This is a genomic window from Granulicella sp. S156, from assembly GCF_009766105.1.
Taxonomy (GTDB): domain Bacteria; phylum Acidobacteriota; class Terriglobia; order Terriglobales; family Acidobacteriaceae; genus Granulicella.
Genome location: NZ_LMUH01000026.1, coordinates 111935 through 126967, shown reverse-complemented (window position 1 = coordinate 126967; position 15033 = coordinate 111935). Strand labels below are relative to the sequence as shown.

At 58.6% G+C, this 15033-nt stretch carries 16 protein-coding genes and 1 tRNA gene; 10 read left to right on the top strand and 7 right to left on the bottom strand.

The genetic code is table 11. The annotated features are described in order from the left end of the window. Positions 1 to 68: 68 nt before the first annotated feature. Both GSQ91_RS22155 and GSQ91_RS22150 read right to left on the bottom strand, forming a co-directional pair. Positions 69 to 2678 (bottom strand): ABC transporter permease, encoded by a 2610-nt coding sequence (locus tag GSQ91_RS22155; protein WP_158823946.1) that lies wholly within the window; start codon positions 2676 to 2678, stop codon positions 69 to 71. Between the two features lie 17 nt (positions 2679 to 2695). Next, positions 2696 to 3391, bottom strand: coding sequence for an ABC transporter ATP-binding protein (locus tag GSQ91_RS22150; protein ID WP_158824552.1), 696 nt, complete (start codon positions 3389 to 3391; stop codon positions 2696 to 2698). A gap of 62 nt (positions 3392 to 3453) precedes the next feature. On the opposite strand from GSQ91_RS22150, the gene GSQ91_RS22145 reads away from it, so the two are divergent. After that, positions 3454 to 4152 (top strand): arylesterase, encoded by a 699-nt coding sequence (locus tag GSQ91_RS22145; protein WP_254064824.1) that lies wholly within the window; start codon positions 3454 to 3456, stop codon positions 4150 to 4152. Positions 4153 to 4186: 34 nt separating this feature from the next. Here GSQ91_RS22145 and truB read toward each other — a convergent pair whose 3' ends face one another. The 5 genes from truB to GSQ91_RS22120 all read right to left on the bottom strand — a co-directional run bounded on the left by truB (position 4187) and on the right by GSQ91_RS22120 (position 7798). Next, positions 4187 to 5059 (bottom strand): tRNA pseudouridine(55) synthase TruB, encoded by an 873-nt coding sequence (truB, locus tag GSQ91_RS22140; RefSeq protein ID WP_158823945.1) that lies wholly within the window; start codon positions 5057 to 5059, stop codon positions 4187 to 4189. A 4-nt stretch (positions 5060 to 5063) separates the two neighbouring features. Beyond that, positions 5064 to 5666, bottom strand: a complete 603-nt coding sequence (gene folE / locus GSQ91_RS22135) for a GTP cyclohydrolase I FolE (RefSeq protein ID WP_158823944.1) — start codon at positions 5664 to 5666, stop codon at positions 5064 to 5066. Positions 5667 to 5699: 33 nt separating this feature from the next. After that, positions 5700 to 6137: a 6-carboxytetrahydropterin synthase gene (locus tag GSQ91_RS22130; RefSeq protein ID WP_158823943.1), complete on the bottom strand. Its 438-nt coding sequence runs from the start codon at positions 6135 to 6137 to the stop codon at positions 5700 to 5702. Next, positions 6134 to 6547: a 6-carboxytetrahydropterin synthase gene (locus tag GSQ91_RS22125; RefSeq protein ID WP_158823942.1), complete on the bottom strand. Its 414-nt coding sequence runs from the start codon at positions 6545 to 6547 to the stop codon at positions 6134 to 6136. Before GSQ91_RS22125 ends, GSQ91_RS22130 begins: the two co-directional genes overlap by 4 nt. A gap of 90 nt (positions 6548 to 6637) precedes the next feature. Then, the gene (locus tag GSQ91_RS22120) at positions 6638 to 7798 is read right to left on the bottom strand and encodes a glycosyltransferase family 2 protein (RefSeq protein WP_158823941.1); all 1161 of its coding nucleotides are present in this window, start codon (positions 7796 to 7798) and stop codon (positions 6638 to 6640) included. 57 nt (positions 7799 to 7855) lie between these two features. On the opposite strand from GSQ91_RS22120, the gene GSQ91_RS22115 reads away from it, so the two are divergent. The 9 genes from GSQ91_RS22115 (at position 7856) to GSQ91_RS22075 (ending at position 15032) form a co-directional block, all read left to right on the top strand. Continuing rightward, positions 7856 to 8341 carry a TlpA disulfide reductase family protein gene (locus GSQ91_RS22115; protein WP_254064823.1) on the top strand — a complete coding sequence of 162 codons (486 nt, stop codon included), beginning with the start codon at positions 7856 to 7858 and terminating at the stop codon, positions 8339 to 8341. Between the two features lie 34 nt (positions 8342 to 8375). Further along, positions 8376 to 8648, top strand: a complete 273-nt coding sequence (locus tag GSQ91_RS22110; protein WP_158823940.1) for a hypothetical protein — start codon at positions 8376 to 8378, stop codon at positions 8646 to 8648. Positions 8649 to 8758: 110 nt separating this feature from the next. Further along, positions 8759 to 9589: an SPFH domain-containing protein gene (locus tag GSQ91_RS22105; protein ID WP_158823939.1), complete on the top strand. Its 831-nt coding sequence runs from the start codon at positions 8759 to 8761 to the stop codon at positions 9587 to 9589. A gap of 66 nt (positions 9590 to 9655) precedes the next feature. Next, a complete protein-coding gene (locus tag GSQ91_RS22100) occupies positions 9656 to 10195 on the top strand; it encodes a hypothetical protein (protein WP_158823938.1) in 540 nt (179 codons plus the stop codon). Positions 10196 to 10272: 77 nt separating this feature from the next. After that, positions 10273 to 10349: transfer RNA gene (locus tag GSQ91_RS22095), tRNA-Arg, on the top strand. Between the two features lie 218 nt (positions 10350 to 10567). Further along, the gene (locus tag GSQ91_RS22090) at positions 10568 to 11827 is read left to right on the top strand and encodes a Fe-S-containing protein (RefSeq protein WP_158823937.1); all 1260 of its coding nucleotides are present in this window, start codon (positions 10568 to 10570) and stop codon (positions 11825 to 11827) included. Between the two features lie 6 nt (positions 11828 to 11833). Next, a complete protein-coding gene (locus GSQ91_RS22085) occupies positions 11834 to 13147 on the top strand; it encodes an ABC transporter permease (RefSeq protein ID WP_158823936.1) in 1314 nt (437 codons plus the stop codon). After that, the gene (locus tag GSQ91_RS22080) at positions 13144 to 14277 is read left to right on the top strand and encodes an FtsX-like permease family protein (protein ID WP_254064822.1); all 1134 of its coding nucleotides are present in this window, start codon (positions 13144 to 13146) and stop codon (positions 14275 to 14277) included. The genes GSQ91_RS22085 and GSQ91_RS22080 overlap by 4 nt, the downstream gene beginning before the upstream one ends. Before the next feature lie 5 nt (positions 14278 to 14282). Beyond that, positions 14283 to 15032: an ABC transporter ATP-binding protein gene (locus tag GSQ91_RS22075; protein ID WP_216845367.1), complete on the top strand. Its 750-nt coding sequence runs from the start codon at positions 14283 to 14285 to the stop codon at positions 15030 to 15032. The last annotated feature ends 1 nt before the right edge of the window (position 15033 follow it).

Here is a 15033-nt window from a genome sequence, read left to right as displayed (position 1 = left end):
CAGAACGAAGGGGCCCTAGCTTTCAAGTCGGGCCCCTTCCTTTCTTGAATACCGAAATAGCCGGCCACTTACTCTTCTCGCAAAACCTCTAATGGCTTCTGGCCAAGGATGCGGTAACTCGCTAGCCACCCCGCCGCAACGGTAAGTAATGCTGTAATGAACCACGCGCCGAGATTCAACCACAACTGGAAGTGATATTCGAAGTGCAGTGCATGGAGCAGGATCAGGCGTGCGAGAATGTTCGCAAACACCAAGCCCACCAAGCCGGCGACCAGCCCCAAAACGGCGAACTCTATCGAAAAAATAGCGGCGATGCGAGGACGGGTTGCGCCGAGTGTCTTCAGCACGACGACCTCACGGATGCGGCGGTAGCGAGTGCCCGCGATGGAGCTCGCAAGAATCACGATGCCTGCAAAGATACTGAACGCAGCCAGGAACTGGATGATGTAGGTGATCTGCAGGATCACCTGTCGCACAGTTTCGAGCGTGGCCGCGACATTGATGACTGTGACCGTCGGGTAGTGCTCATAGAGAGAACGCTGCAAAAGCGCAGTCGCCGAAAAGTCACAATGCACGCCACCGTACCAGACTACGGGCAGGCCCGCGAGCACAGGCTGCGGCACAACGAACCCCGCACGAGAGAAGGTGTGACGGCTATCGGGTTCGTAGATGGCGGCTACCGTCGCAGTGAATTGTGCGTCTTGTGCAGCGAAGGTCATCTGCTGTCCCGGATGCACACGCAACCGAGCGGCCTCCTCCCTCTCGATGGCCACCAGTGGATGAGTAGCGGAGTCTGCTGACTGCTGCGCGGTCCACCACTTCCCTTCCACGATGTCATCCCCGGGTGGCGGCGCATCGGCGGTTGGCGGCCAGGTGAGATTGATCGACTGCAACATGCGGCGTGGTAAGTGCTCCAACTTGAGCTGCGAAGCCGGAACACCATCGATCGACAATAGCCGAGAGCTCACGACAGGCAGTATCTCCGGGTTCCCTCGAATGCCAGGCTGATGCATGAGCAGCGTGCGAACACCTTCGACCTCGTCGCTTGCGATGTCGATAAGGAAGATGTTTGGCAGATTGGCGGAGGTGGAAACCTGCATCTCCTGCACAACGGCGCGCTGCGCGATATACACAGCCACAATCTGCATCACACCAAGGCCGAGTGCAGCCAGCAGCGCGGCGGAGGGGTTGCCCGGACGATAAAGATTCGAGAGGCCGTGCCGCACCACTGACGGCAGATGCAGCCGGGTTTTGCGCAGAAAAACGCGCAGAAGAGACAGCGTGAGCCAGGACGCCGTCAACAGAACCAGCAGCACAACAACAAGGCCGGCGGCAAAGAACCCACCCACCTGCCGCGAGTCCGACACTGCGGCGGCAAGGAACGCAAGGCCTACGAGAATAATCGCAATAGCGCCGAGCTGGACAGCAGAACCCTGAAGTTTACGCACCAGCCGGGTCGTGAAGGGATCATCGCTGACTTCAACAGCACGGCGCAGAATCAGAATCGGGCGCACGCCGCGGATGTCGAGCAGTGGCGGCAAGGTGAAGAGCAGTGTGGTCAACATGCCCGCACCCAGACCAATGGCAAACGCATGCAGGTCGATACGGAAGTCCGGCGTAATATGCAGCAACTTGGCGAGGAAGAGCGGGAATGCAAGCTGCACACCGATGCCAAGCACAACGCCAAGCAGGCCTCCGCCGAACCCCAGCAACAGTGTCTGCAGCAGGTAGATCTTCATGATCTGCCCGGAACCTGCGCCGAGCGATTTCATAATGGCAATCGAGTCCAGACGCTGTTGCAGGTGCGCGCGCATGGCCATCGCAACCCCTACCGCACCGAGTACAAGAGCTACCAGGGACATCAGCGAAAGCAGGCCGGTTGCGCCGTCGAGCCCTTTGGTCAAAGCTGGACTCGCCTCGCGATAGTCGGCGATCTGCGCCTCGGGCAGCAGCGTTTCAAGCTCCGATTTCAGGGTGGCCACCGCATTGTCGGAACTGGCGTTTCCCTGCTTTGTGGCTGACAACCTAAAAAGATAACGTCGTGCGGCATGCGAGCCCTCAGCCAGCAGGCCGGAATCCGCAAGCGCAGCCTGGGAGAGCAGAACGCGCGGCCCCGCAGCAAACGAGCCCGAGAGCCGGTCCGGCTCGTCCACTACCGTGGCGACGATGCGATACGCACGGTTGCCCAGCTTGATGGAGTCGCCGACCTTTAGATGCAGGCGCAGCAACAGATCGTCGCCAACTGCGACAGTCGTGGACGTCAGTGCCTGTGTAACCGGCATCACGGGCGATAGAACAACCTGACCATAGAAGGGATACTTTGCTGGATCGACGGCTTTCACCGCCACCAGAAGAGGATCGAGCGATGTAATCGATGAAGCCATCGAAAGCAGCTCGGTAATCTGAGTCTCGTCACCTCCCGTAGCAACGAGATTGTCGATACCTGCTTGTTCCTGCGGTGTAAGTTGCTGTGTCGTTCTCGCGGAGAGATCGGCGGCCATGATGCTGCGCGCGCGCAGCAGGAGCATCGCACGAAATGAGGACGAAAACCCGCGCACCCCTGTAAGCGCAGCGACTCCGATTGCCACCGAAATTACGACAAAGACAAACTTCCCGCGAGAAGCACGAAGCTCACGAGCGGCGATGCGAGAGGCGGTGGAGTAGCTGAGGCTGGGCATGGTTGGGGTTCCCTTCCTCAGAGTTGTGCTGTCTGCTGTTGATCGGCGACGACAAGACCGTCGCTCAATGTGATTACCCGTGTTGCGTGTGCTGCGAGTGCGGGATCATGCGTCACGAGTACGAGCGTTGTTCCTTCGGAGTGGTTGAGCTGAAGCAGAAGCTCCAACACATGCTTGCCGTTGGATGTATCCAGATTGCCGGTAGGTTCGTCGGCCAGCACGATAGGTGGCCTCAGGATAAAGGCTCGTGCGAGAGCCACACGCTGCTGCTCGCCACCAGAGAGTTGCACCGGATAGTGGTCAAGCCTCGACTCCAGACCAACCGAAACTAGCAGTTGTCGCGCACGTTCGAGACCGGCTTTCCGGTCGCCGGATTCATCGTTCAACTCGTAAGGCAGCAGCACGTTCTCGAATGCAGTAAGCGTTGGGATGAGCTGATAGCTCTGGAAGACGAAGCCGATGGTGCGGCCTCGCAACTTTGCAAGCTTGTCCTCAGGCAGATAGCTGATCGCAGTGCCGTTGAGATGCACGTTGCCGGAGGTTGGATTATCGAGACCCGCGAGCAAACCGAGCAGCGTCGATTTGCCCGACCCCGATGCCCCCATGATGGCGGCAAACTCGCCCTTATGGATCGTGAAGTCGATGCCCTTGAGGATCTCAACGTTGGTCGAACCCGTGCGCAACGACTTACGCAGAGACTCGACGGCGATCATGGATGAGGCGGAAGCTGACGGAGTTTCAAGCAAGCGGCGTGCCCTCTAGGTAGAATCGACTTGTGCAGCGACTCAATGTGCTTCCTATCTTAGCTGTAGCGTTCGTCACGCTGTTGCAAGGCGGCTGTAAAACTGGCGCCAATAAGCAATACGCAAACCCAGGCGCCCCGGTTTCAATCCAGCCAAAGCCAACGGCGGCTCCCATAGCCGGCCTGCCCGTGATCGTCTGCTTCGGCAATAGCTTGACCGCAGGCTACGGAACGGACCCTGGCCAGAGCTATCCGGACTACCTGCAGCTGAGACTCGATGACGCAGGCTTTCACTATCGCGTCACGAATGCCGGCGTAAGCGGCAACACCACGAAAGACGGCCTAAGCCGCATCGCGCGCGTGATCGCGCAGCATCCTGAGCTGGTCGTCGTCGAGTTCGGCGGCAACGACGGACTGCGCGGACTGCAACTCGAACAGACCCAACAGAACCTCGCAAGCATCATCGAACAGCTGCAAGCCAGTGGAGCAAAGGTCGCACTGGCCGGCATCACGCTGCCTCCGGACTACGGCCATGACTACATTGCAAAGTTCGATGCGATGTACCCGGCGCTGGCGAAGCAGTATCGCGTGCCCCTGCTACCGTTCCTGCTGCAGGACGTATATGGCGTGGCCGGGGACATACAGGACGACAACACTCATGCAACCGCGAAGGGCAACAAGCAGGTTGCGGTGAATGTTGAGCGGTTGATTGAGCCAATGCTGAAGCGTTGAGGCTTTAAAAAGCCACGGCCATTAGCGAACTTATCTACGCGAGCACGACGATCGGCTGCACCAAAGTGCCCGCAATACGGCGAGCAATTGCGAGCAGCTCGCGTGGCCCAGTGAAGACCTTCACCAGCGAGGCTTGCGAGAACTCTGGCACATTGACCTGCATGCCGTTGCGAATGCGCCCCGCGGTCTGATCGTCGACCGTGACACTGGGCATCTCCGGCAACAGTGAGCGCGGATGGGGCAGACGAGCTTCAATCTCTGCGGAACTTAGTGTCTTCAGATCATCGACGGTGATCGCGTGCTCCAGCGTGAACAGGCCAGCCTGTGTGCGGCGCAACGATGAGAGATGTGCTCCACAACCAGCGAGTTGGCCAAGCTCATGCGCTACAGAACGCACATAGCCACCCGCTGAAACGTGCATCGCGAAACTGGCTGTATCACCTTCCAACCCCGTCAGTTCAAAGGAGTGAATGCAAATACGCGCAGGCTTTACCGGCACCTCTTTTCCCGCGCGTGCGAGCTTGTGCGCTGGGACGCCATTAATCTTCTTCGCGGAGAAGACCGGCGGCATCTGGTCCATCTCGCCATGAAAATGCCGTGCCAACCTACACAGTTCATCGAACGACTGTGTCAAAGGTTGCGGTTCAGTCGCGGGCGTGCCTTCAGCGTCGAAGGTATCGGTGGCAAAACCAAAGCGGATATCGCCGGTATAGTGTTTTTCTGCCTGCCCGAAGAACTGCGCCAGGCGCGTGTACTTGCCGAGCAGCAAGGGCAAAACGCCTGTCGCCATGGGGTCAAGCGTGCCGAGATGGCCGACAGAGCGTTCGCCTGTGGCGCGGCGCACGATCGAAACAACATCATGTGAGGTAAGACCGGTGGGTTTATCAAGAACGAGGAGACCATTCATGCAGCTAACGCCGCCGTTCGACGAGCGAAAGGAACTCGTTGCGCGTCTGCTGTTGCGACTTGAAGACTCCGAGCATGGCACTCGTCACAGTGCTGGAGCTTTGTTTCTCCACGCCCCGCATCATCATGCACAGATGCTGCGCTTCGATGATGACGCCCACGCCCTGCGGATGAATCGCCTCGTCGATGGCTGCCGCCACCTGCTGTGTCAGGCGCTCCTGCACCTGCAGGCGACGGCTGAAGACATCGATAATACGCGGAATCTTACTCAGGCCGATGACCTTACCGTTCGGCACATAGGCCACATGGGCCTTGCCGAAGAACGGGAGCAGATGATGCTCGCACTGCGAGTAAAACTCGATGTCCTTGACGATGACCATCTCGTCGTAATGCACGTCGAACAGCGCGCCGTGCAGCACATCGTCGACCGACTGCTTGTAACCCTGGGTCAGAAACGCCATCGACTTTTCCATGCGCTTCGGTGTATTCAGAAGTCCGTCGCGGGTGGGGTCTTCGCCAATGCGGGCCAGCAACTCCGCATAGATCTGCTGCAGGCTCGCGCTCGCGAGTGTAGGGTCAGGAGATTCGATAGGTGGCTTGTCAGTCATTCGTAGTCTCTACTCAACAATGATTCGTAATTTCTATTCTTGATGCTTTATCTTCGCGCCATTGCCGAAGTAGTCGAAGGCATTGTTGCCGGTCTCTTCCACGCGGATGCGCTCGAGCTTCGCGTGCGGATACTCGGCGAAGATGCGCCAGAGTTCGAGGCACAGATTTTCGGTGCTGGGCACCAGGTCGAGGAAATACTCCAGCGTATTCAGGTTTGCGTGGTCAAAGTGATCGAGCATCTCACGCTGCGCAAAGCTGTCTAGATCGGCGAGATTTGTCACCATACCTGTTGCTGCATCCACCGGTCCGGAGAACGTAACCTGCACAACATAGTTATGACCATGCCCAAAGGGGTTGTTGCACTTGCCGAAGATCTCGCGATTGCGCTCGGGCGAAAGCGCATCGATGTGCAGACGGTGCGATGCCGCGAAGTGGTAACGACGGTTTAGATGTGCCACCGTGCCGTTCATGCGCCTTCTCCATAGAAGTCGGCGAAGAGGTCGGGCATCTCGTAGACACGCACGCGGTACAGCTTTGCGTTGGGGATCTTGCCAGCCAGCCGCCGCCAGATGGCGATGGCAATGTTCTCCGTCGTGGGCACAGCCGTCTTGAACTCAGGGACCTCATGGTTCAGATGCCGATGATCGTAGACCGAGACGACTTCACGCTCCAGAATGTCCTTCAACTGCTTCAGGTCGACGACGAAGCCCGAGGTGGGATCGACATTGCCTTCGACCGTAACCTCCAGCGTGTAGTTGTGGCCGTGCCCCTGGCGGTTGGCGCATTTGCCGAAGACACGGTAGTTCTCGGCTTCGGTCCATGAATCATTCCAGTAGAAGTGGGCGGCGGAGAAGTCGGCTTTGCGTGTGAGCAGAATCATAGGAATAGGAAACAGCGAACAGAAATCAGTAAACAGTTAACAGTTAACAGTACAACGAGATGGTTGGATGCGGGGAGCTACTGCCGCGCTTCAGCGTCCCGTACGGTATTCCCTGCCCTTCCAGGTTACCTGGTGAAAAAGCTTATGCTTCATCCAACTTCGAACCAGCAACACAATAAAGAGCGGCAGAGCGAATATCGAGAGAGAGCAGCTCACAAAGCCAAAATTCGAACGCGCAACACGGCGAGAATAGCGCAGGAGCGTCCTCGCCCAGAGCAGAAGAATCGCTACCTTTTGCCACAGGACGAGATAGGGCAAGGCAAAGATCAACAGCGGCAGCAGGAGCAAAGCAACGTCGAGCAGCCTCCATGCGGCCAGCCCAAGCGCATGTGGGAACAGCAGCGCGAGATTCTTCGTCCAGCCTTCGACCATGTCGCTCAGCCCGCGATACATGCGGGTGCTCAGAGCATCGGGAGCGTAGCGAAACCTCAGTCCACGTTTGGAATGCTTGATCTTGTAGGCGAGGTCCACATCTTCAAGCACTGACCGTCCAACAGCCAGATGCCCTCCCACGGCAAAGTACGCTTCGCGCTCCACCATCAAAAACTGCCCGTTCGCCGCGGCGATTCGCTGTGCAGGATCGTTTACCTGGTTTGGCGGGTAGGCACTTGCCAGTTCGGAGAAGACCAGCGGCATCAAGGCGCGCTGCCAAAAGCCGTGAACGATCTGCCGCGGCGAGTAGGAGAGCAACGCTGCCTCATGCTTTTTCGCCTCGTGCAGAGCGCGGACAAGGTCACCAGGCTCGTGTAGCGTGTCCGCGTCGGTAAAGAGAAGCCAGCGGCCGGTGGCCTGCTGTGCACCGGCCCAGCAGGCATTGGTTTTGCCGGTGAAGGCGCGTTGTGTGGCTCGCAGGTCGAGCGCGGGGGCTTCGAGGACCGTCATGCCGGGGTACTGGTCGGCTGCTGTGGTGGCTATGGAGCGGGTGCTATCGGTCGAGTCGTCGTCGATGACGAAGAGTTCCCAGTCGAGGCCCAGCTTGAAGAGTTCGCCATCCTGATCGAGAAGCGAGGCAAGGCATACGGGGAGGTTTTGTTCCTCGTTCCGGGCGGGGATAATGACGGTGAGCTCGGGGCGAGGGGTGTTGTCTGCCGGCTCGGGAGCGGCATAGGCGACGGCAGCGAGTGGCTCGTCATCGATGGGAAGGCCCAGAATGGGACTGAGTTTCTGCTTCGTATTGGGATCGGCGGGCACAGCTTCGTATTATAGGAAGCAATGGGTATACGACGGGTTAGGATTCGACAGGCAGGGATGTTTGCCGCAGGGCTTTTGATGACGCTGCTGGCGGCCGGGTGTGATCGCGGCAATCATCCGCGGAATATCGGCGTGGCAGCTCCGCAGTTTGTGGTGTCTGATGGCACGCGAACGGTGGACCTGAGCAAGCTGCGCGGGCATGTGGTGTTGCTGAACCTCTGGGCGAGTTGGTGTGCGCCCTGCGTGGAAGAACTGCCGAGCCTGCTGCTGCTGCAGCACAATATGCCGGATATTACAGTCGTCGCGATCAGCATTGATGACGACGCCGACGCGTATCAGCGATTTCTGACGCAAAACAAAGTGGACCTGCTGACGGTGCGGGACCCTTCGGCACGGATCAACGCTCTGTACGGCACTGTACAGATTCCTGAGACCTACGTGATCGACCGCCAGGGCATGCTACGGCGCAAGTTTGTGAGCGCACAGGACTGGACCAGTCCCGAGATTGTCGATTATCTGAAGAGGCTTTCGACAGCAGGTTAGTCGAACCGGCTGCGGCCGCTGGTAAAATCACCGTATGACGCAGCTTGATGTGATGTATCGCTACGGCGCCTCGCCCAATGAGGCCGCCATGATGGCCCTGGGACGCATTCGCGAGGTCTACGGGATTCGGCGCGTAGAGTTCAGCGAGGCCGAAAAGACCGTGCGTGTGGAATACGACGCCACTCGGCTCACCGAGCCTATCGTGCATCAGTTGCTGCGCCGTTCTGGCCTGGATGTCGTGGATCGCGTGTCGTTGATTCCACCACAGCCAGAACCCGCACCCGTTGCCGCTCCCGCAGCAACCTAGCTCAGCCTGTAACTCCCTAAGTGCATGGCAACCGTATAATTCTCTGCCAACGAGGCGATCCCATCTTCGGGTGGCGGTTCCGTCTTCGTATTTCAATACGAGGCACTTAAGTGGCTATTACGCGGCAGGTTATTACCTCTCTCGCACGAGATGGATCCGATCTACTCGGCAGGAAAACGGTTGCCATCAAAATCATTGACGAGAGCATCGTCAGTGGCTCGTTGCTCACGGTCGAGAGCAATCATTTTTGTATTTTGAAGTCTCGTGGCGCGGTGTTGTCCGTCTATGAGACGGGCCAATACTCCATCCAAACTCCGGATAAACCATTGCTCGGCTCCATCGCGCAGGGATTCTTCGGCGGCTCATCGCCCTGGGTGTATGAGGTCATCTACATCAACCGCAGCAAGCTGTTATTGAGCAGTGTCGGCATCGCCACCAGCAAAGAGATGGCCGAAGTGCAGTACCAGGTTGACTATTACATCCACATCGACAGCACCGAAGATGCGCTGGACTTGATTACGCATATGCCGTTCGATGGCATGTCCATTTCAGCCAGCGAAGTAGCCGAATATGCCGGCCCCGTGGTGGAACAGGCCATCAATCAGGTCATCCAGGTCACCCCGCTCGAGCAAATCAACGAAAAAGTTCACGACATCGTTGAGCTCATCAAGGAACACCTCGCCGCCACGCTCAAGATCTATGGCATCGCGCTGAACGACGTGAAGCTGCTGATGCTTCCCAAGGATGCGCGGATGCGGGAGTTAATCTCCCTGAAGGCCTTCGGCCTCGAGCCCGAGCAGGCGGTGCGCTATTACCTTGCCCTGCAAATGGCAGAGAAGGGCCTGATCTCCGCGCCAAACGCCGCGGCTGGACTGCCGTTCAACATTGGCGGCCAGGCACTGGGAACCTTTGAGCTGGATAAAACCCTGAAAATCAAGTGATCGAAAACTTGCACTACGGAGCCCCGGCCACGCCGGGGCTCAGCCTTTAGAAACAGGTGGTTCAGTATGCCGTACTTCTATGAGACCAACGAATTCGAACAAGTTGCCGTCAACCTCTTCTATGGCTGGGGCTACAACTTCTATCGCATGGAGAACCAGTTACGTACCGACGACCTGCTGGTTCGCAGCAAGGTGAGCGAACTGCTGGCAGCCGCACGCACCGATGTCGTCAACACCGGAATCAAGTACCGCCATGAGCACCTGCCGCCGCCCACGCGAGAGAATCCCTTTCCGAATCCCGAGGCCGTGCGCACAGCCAAAGCCATCGATGAGGAGGCCGCTGCGCTGACTGCCATTGCTGCCCAGATACGTTCCGCACCGGTGCCGGAGAACGACCGTATGTGGCAACGGTACCGGGATGAAGCTCATACCCTGCTCCAACTCGGCCAGGTGGACAAAGAGCTGGTGATCATCGCAGCCGCACTGCGCGGACAGACTCAGAATGGTGGCAGTGCGTGGATTCTCGAACATCTCAGCGAAATTCGATCGGCGACGGACGCCTTGCGAGCCATTCTGCGCAAGCGGGCGGATCTGCTGACAATCTGAATGAGGAAAACGGACGGCAATCAGTTGCTTCCCACTCTTTCATCGGGTATTCTTGTTTAGTTGCGTTCTTGCAATGTGCGCCCGTAGCTCAGCTGGATAGAGCGCCTGGCTACGAACCAGTAGGTCGGAGGTTCGAATCCTTCCGGGCGCACCATAATCCCCTTCAATACAGTGCTTTCCACTGACGATAACGGTTCGTTTTCGTCGTATCGCTGCGCATCGTCGATTGACGACCTATTTAGTCCAAATTAGAATGAAGTTTGCAACGACGGAATTTATTGCGTCGCAAGCGCGGGTAGTGAATGGACCACCCCAACGGGCAAAATGCCGCCCGCCAGGGACCCCGGGCCTGCCCAGCTAGGAAAGACTGGGATGCTGCAAGCCTTTATCATCACGCTCCGCGAGGGTGTCGAAGCGGCGCTGATCGTCGGGATCATCTTCGCGTATCTCGACAAAATTGACCGTCGTGAGCTCAAGAAGACTGCCTTTGTGGCGCTTCTCTCAGCCGTTGCCGCCAGCGTCGGCGTCGCCATTGTCATCTCGCGCACCCAGTTCAATGAAGATATCTTCGAAGGCTGGGTGATGCTCGTCGCTGCGGCCTTCGTAGTCGGCATGATCTGGTTCATGCACAAGACAGCCCGCAGCATGAAGGGCGAGATCGAGTCCAAGGTCGCGAAGCTCACCAGCAACCGCTTCGGGCTCTTTATGTTCGTCTTCCTGATGGTGCTGCGCGAAGGCGTCGAGACGGTACTCATCCTTGCAGGCGTGTCGCTCAATTCTACGGAACTGATGAGCTTTACAGGAACACTGCTCGGCATCGCGGCAGCCGTCGTGTTTGGTGTCCTGTTCATCCGCGGCAGCGTACGCATCAACCTGAAGCGCTTTTTCCGGGTCACGACAGTCATCCTTTACTTTGTCGTCTTTCAGCTCCTCGTCAGCGGTCTGCATGAGCTCTCCGAAAACGGCGTTCTCCCCTCCAGTACCGCCGAGATGCGCTACATCGGTCCCATTGTGCGCAACGACCTCTTTTTCTTCGTGACGATGCTCGCTCTGGCTGGCTTGATGGTGCTGTTTGAGTACCGTAGCCGTGCGCCTCAGACAATTCCCGCAGACGCCACACCCGCAGACCGGCGCAAACTGGAGTGGACCGCGAAGCGCGAACGGCTCTGGATGACCTCTGTGGTTATCATCAGCTTCCTTTTTATCTTCCTCTCAACAGCCGAGTTCATCTACGCGCAGAGTTCGACGGCCTTGAGCGCGGCCACACCGGTCACTCTGGTCGGCTCGCAGGTGACCGTACCCGCCGCAGACATCAACGACACCAAGCTGCATCGCTACTCGGTGCATATCGACGACGGCGGCAAGTCCACCGAAGTACGTTTCCTGCTCTTTCGCAAACCTGACGGCAATCTGGTCGCCGCCGCCGATGCCTGCTCTATCTGCGGGCCGGTGGGCTTCTATATCGGGGAACAAGGCATCACCTGCAAGATGTGCTCGTCGCCGCTGGTGGCAAGCTCGATGGGCCAGCCTGGCGGCTGCAACCCAATTCCTTTGAAGTCGACGATCGAGGGCGGTCAAATCGTTATCGCCCGCACCGACCTCGAACCACTTGTTAAAGTCTTCGGAAAGTAGCGCCTCATGTTTCTACGGATGCTGGGTGAGAGCTTCGTGCGACAGCGGCGGCGCAAGCTGCTCGCGGGTCTTGCGATCCTGCTCGGCACCACCGCGGTCACCGCGATGCTCGCACTAGCGACAACCATCGGCGACCGCATCCACAGCGAACTCGCGGTCTACGGCGCGAACATCGCCGTCTACCCCAAGGCCGACACACTCGACGTAAAGATCGGCGACCAGACGCTGCGGCCAGCGACAGGCGGCGCATATCTGCATGAGAGCGATCTCGAGAAGCTGCACGGTATTTTCTGGGCGAACAATATCACCGGATTGAGTCCGGAGTTGGATGCCACCATCAGCCTTGGCAAAATGGATGCCGTTCCTCCTGCTCCCGTTCCTGCGGTTGGTTTCTGGTTCCAGCACAACTTCGGCAGTGCCAAATCCAGCCTGATTACCGGCGCAACGCAGTTGCATCCGTGGTGGAAGCTTCAGGGTTCGGCGCCACGGGAAAACAATCAGATCGTTCTCGGTGCGGCACTGGCGAAAGACTTGAAGGTAGCGATTGGCGACCGCCTCATGGTGTTGGGTGTCTCAGATGTGGCTGAACCCGCCACGGTGACAGGCATTCTCACTACAGGTGACGCTACCGAAACAAAGGCTGTCTTTTCTCTCAGTTCGCTACAGCAATATGCCGGTCTTCCCGACGCCGTTTCTCGCGTGGATGTCAGCGCTCGCACCAAGCCTGAAGATGCCTTTGCGCGCAAAGACCCCGACAGCCTTGCCCCCAAGCAGCGTGACATCTGGTACTGCCGCCCCTACGCCAATTCCATCGCCTACCAGATTCGCGAAGCCATTCCCGGAGCAGAGGCCCAGCAGGTACGGCAGGTGGAGCAGAGCGAAGGCACGATCCTCGAACGCATCGCCGGGCTGATGTGGCTGGTCAGTGCAGCAGCCTTGCTGGCCGCTGCCGTTGCGGTATCCGCGGCGATGGCAACAGCTGTGCTCGAACGCCGCACCGAGATTGGCCTGATGCGCTCGCTTGGTGCGAGCAAAGGCCGCATCGCTTCCCTCTTCTACGCTGAAGCCGGACTGCTCGCACTCATCGCAGGTGTTGTCGGGTACGCCGTCGGCTCACTGCTGGCGGCGCTGCTTACCGCAAAGATCTTCGGTGAGCCCTCAGGCATCACGCAACGCTTCGCCATGGAACACGCATTCAACCCTGTGCTGCTGCCGGTAGTGCTGGCCATGGCACTGCTGGTTGCCATCGCCGGAAGCACTGCATCGATCCGCAGTGCCTTGCGCATGGACCCCTCAACCGTGCTGAGGTCCAACGCATGAGCATGGCCTCAACCTCCCCGACAAAGCGCATCGGCGGCACAAAGATCTCGCTTCCCCAAATGCTCTTGCGCTCGCTCGCACATCGCCGCGCACGCAGTTTCTCTGCGCTGGCCGCGTTGACAGTCTCCGCGGCCGTTGCCACGGCGCTCCTTACGCTCTATGCCGACCTCGACGCTAAGCTGCATCGCGAGTTCCGCAGCTTTGGCGCGAACGTCATCGTGACCGCGACCAGCGACGCCGTTACGCCCGACGAGATCACACAAGTCCAAGACATCGCGGGAACCAACTCGCTTACCGCGCCTATTGCCTACGTCATCGCAACCACCGACCGGAAGACTCCGGTTGTCGTCGCTGGTGTGGACTTCGCCACGATGCAGAAGCTCGACAAGTGGTGGAAGGTCAACGAATGGCCTACACAACAGAATCAGGCCTTGCTCGGCCAGCGCGCAGCCGGTTTCATCGCCAACGAGCATGATGTGACTCTCACTTATGCGGGACAACCTGTCACACTGCATGGCGCGGGGCGCCTGAGTACAGGTGGAGATGAAGACTCGCGCGTCTATATGCCCCTTGCAGCCTTCGAGAGCTGGACCGGCGTGCAGCCTCGCGTGCTCGAGATACAGGTTCCCGGCGGCGCAGAACGTGTGAACGCCGTTCTATCCCAGTTGCGGCATGACCTGCCGCAACTGCATAGCGAGCCTGTACGCCAACTCGTCGCAGGCGAATCGCGGATCGTCGACAAGACCCATGCCCTGATGTACGGGTCTGTCCTCTTGATTGCACTAACCGTCGCGGTCAGCGTGCTGGCAACGCTTTCTGCTAGTGTGCTCGAACGACGCCGCGACTTCGCGCTGATGAAGGCTCTGGGCGGGTCACAAAACCAGCTATTCGCTCACTTTCTGCTCGAAGCACTGGCCATTGCCACGGCCGGCGTGGTTGCCGGATATATCCTTGGATCGGCTCTGGCTTGGACCATTGGTGAGGTGAATTTTGGCACAGCCACATGGCCTCGGCTGTCGGTGCTGCCGCTCGTTTTAGTCTTGAACCTGGTGATCGCGGCGTGTGCAGCGCTGTTTCCCGCACGTGTGCTCCGCGGCCTGCAACCAGCCGCACTGCTGAAGGGTGAATAACAACCATGAAGATGGTCTCAGAAGCACAACGGCAACACGCTGAAGCGATGCTTGAAGGCGCGGCCCCGGTCATTGAACTGCTCGGCGTCTCGCGTGTCTACCCATCACGTTCGGGAGTGGTCTACGCGCTCAACGATGCCAGCTTCACCATCGGTGCAGGCGAGTGGGTCGCCATCACCGGACCCTCTGGTTCAGGCAAATCGACGCTGGTCAACCTGCTCGGCTGCCTCGACACGCCGACCGCCGGCAAGCTGCGCATCGACAGCACGGAAGTCCACGCAATGAGCGGTGGCGACCTTGACCGCTTCCGCGCCGACAAAGTGGGATTCATCTTTCAGCAGTTTCACCTCATCCCTTACCTCTCGGCACTCGAAAACGTCATGCTGGCGCAGTATTTTCACTCCATGACTCATGAAAACGATGCGCGCGCGGCGCTCGAACGCGTCGGTCTCGGCCATCGCGCCGATCATCTGCCCAGCGAACTAAGTGGGGGTGAGCAGCAGCGTGTCTGCATCGCTCGTGCTCTCATCAACGACCCACCGATCCTGCTGGCCGACGAACCAACCGGCAATCTCGACGCAGCCAATCAACGCATTGTGGCGGAGATTCTGACGGAGCTGCACAGCAACGGACACACCATCGTAATGGTGACCCACGACCCGGAGATGGCTGCGCTGGCACAACGCAGGATTGCGCTGAGCCACGGCAAAGTGTTCTGCCATCCAGTGTCGAACGTGGTGCATTTGGGCAAGTAGA

Coding starts and splice junctions, on each gene's coding strand:
- GSQ91_RS22155 (WP_158823946.1), bottom strand. CDS start 2,678: ATGCCCAGCCTCAGCTACTCCACCGCCTCTCGCATCGCCGCTCGTGAG.
- GSQ91_RS22150 (WP_158824552.1), bottom strand. CDS start 3,391: ATGATCGCCGTCGAGTCTCTGCGTAAGTCGTTGCGCACGGGTTCGACC.
- truB (WP_158823945.1), bottom strand. CDS start 5,059: ATGAATGGTCTCCTCGTTCTTGATAAACCCACCGGTCTTACCTCACAT.
- folE (WP_158823944.1), bottom strand. CDS start 5,666: ATGACTGACAAGCCACCTATCGAATCTCCTGACCCTACACTCGCGAGC.
- GSQ91_RS22130 (WP_158823943.1), bottom strand. CDS start 6,137: ATGAACGGCACGGTGGCACATCTAAACCGTCGTTACCACTTCGCGGCA.
- GSQ91_RS22125 (WP_158823942.1), bottom strand. CDS start 6,547: ATGATTCTGCTCACACGCAAAGCCGACTTCTCCGCCGCCCACTTCTAC.
- GSQ91_RS22115 (WP_254064823.1), top strand. CDS start 7,856: ATGTTTGCCGCAGGGCTTTTGATGACGCTGCTGGCGGCCGGGTGTGAT.
- GSQ91_RS22110 (WP_158823940.1), top strand. CDS start 8,376: ATGACGCAGCTTGATGTGATGTATCGCTACGGCGCCTCGCCCAATGAG.
- GSQ91_RS22100 (WP_158823938.1), top strand. CDS start 9,656: ATGCCGTACTTCTATGAGACCAACGAATTCGAACAAGTTGCCGTCAAC.
- GSQ91_RS22090 (WP_158823937.1), top strand. CDS start 10,568: ATGCTGCAAGCCTTTATCATCACGCTCCGCGAGGGTGTCGAAGCGGCG.
- GSQ91_RS22085 (WP_158823936.1), top strand. CDS start 11,834: ATGTTTCTACGGATGCTGGGTGAGAGCTTCGTGCGACAGCGGCGGCGC.
- GSQ91_RS22080 (WP_254064822.1), top strand. CDS start 13,144: ATGAGCATGGCCTCAACCTCCCCGACAAAGCGCATCGGCGGCACAAAG.
- GSQ91_RS22075 (WP_216845367.1), top strand. CDS start 14,283: ATGAAGATGGTCTCAGAAGCACAACGGCAACACGCTGAAGCGATGCTT.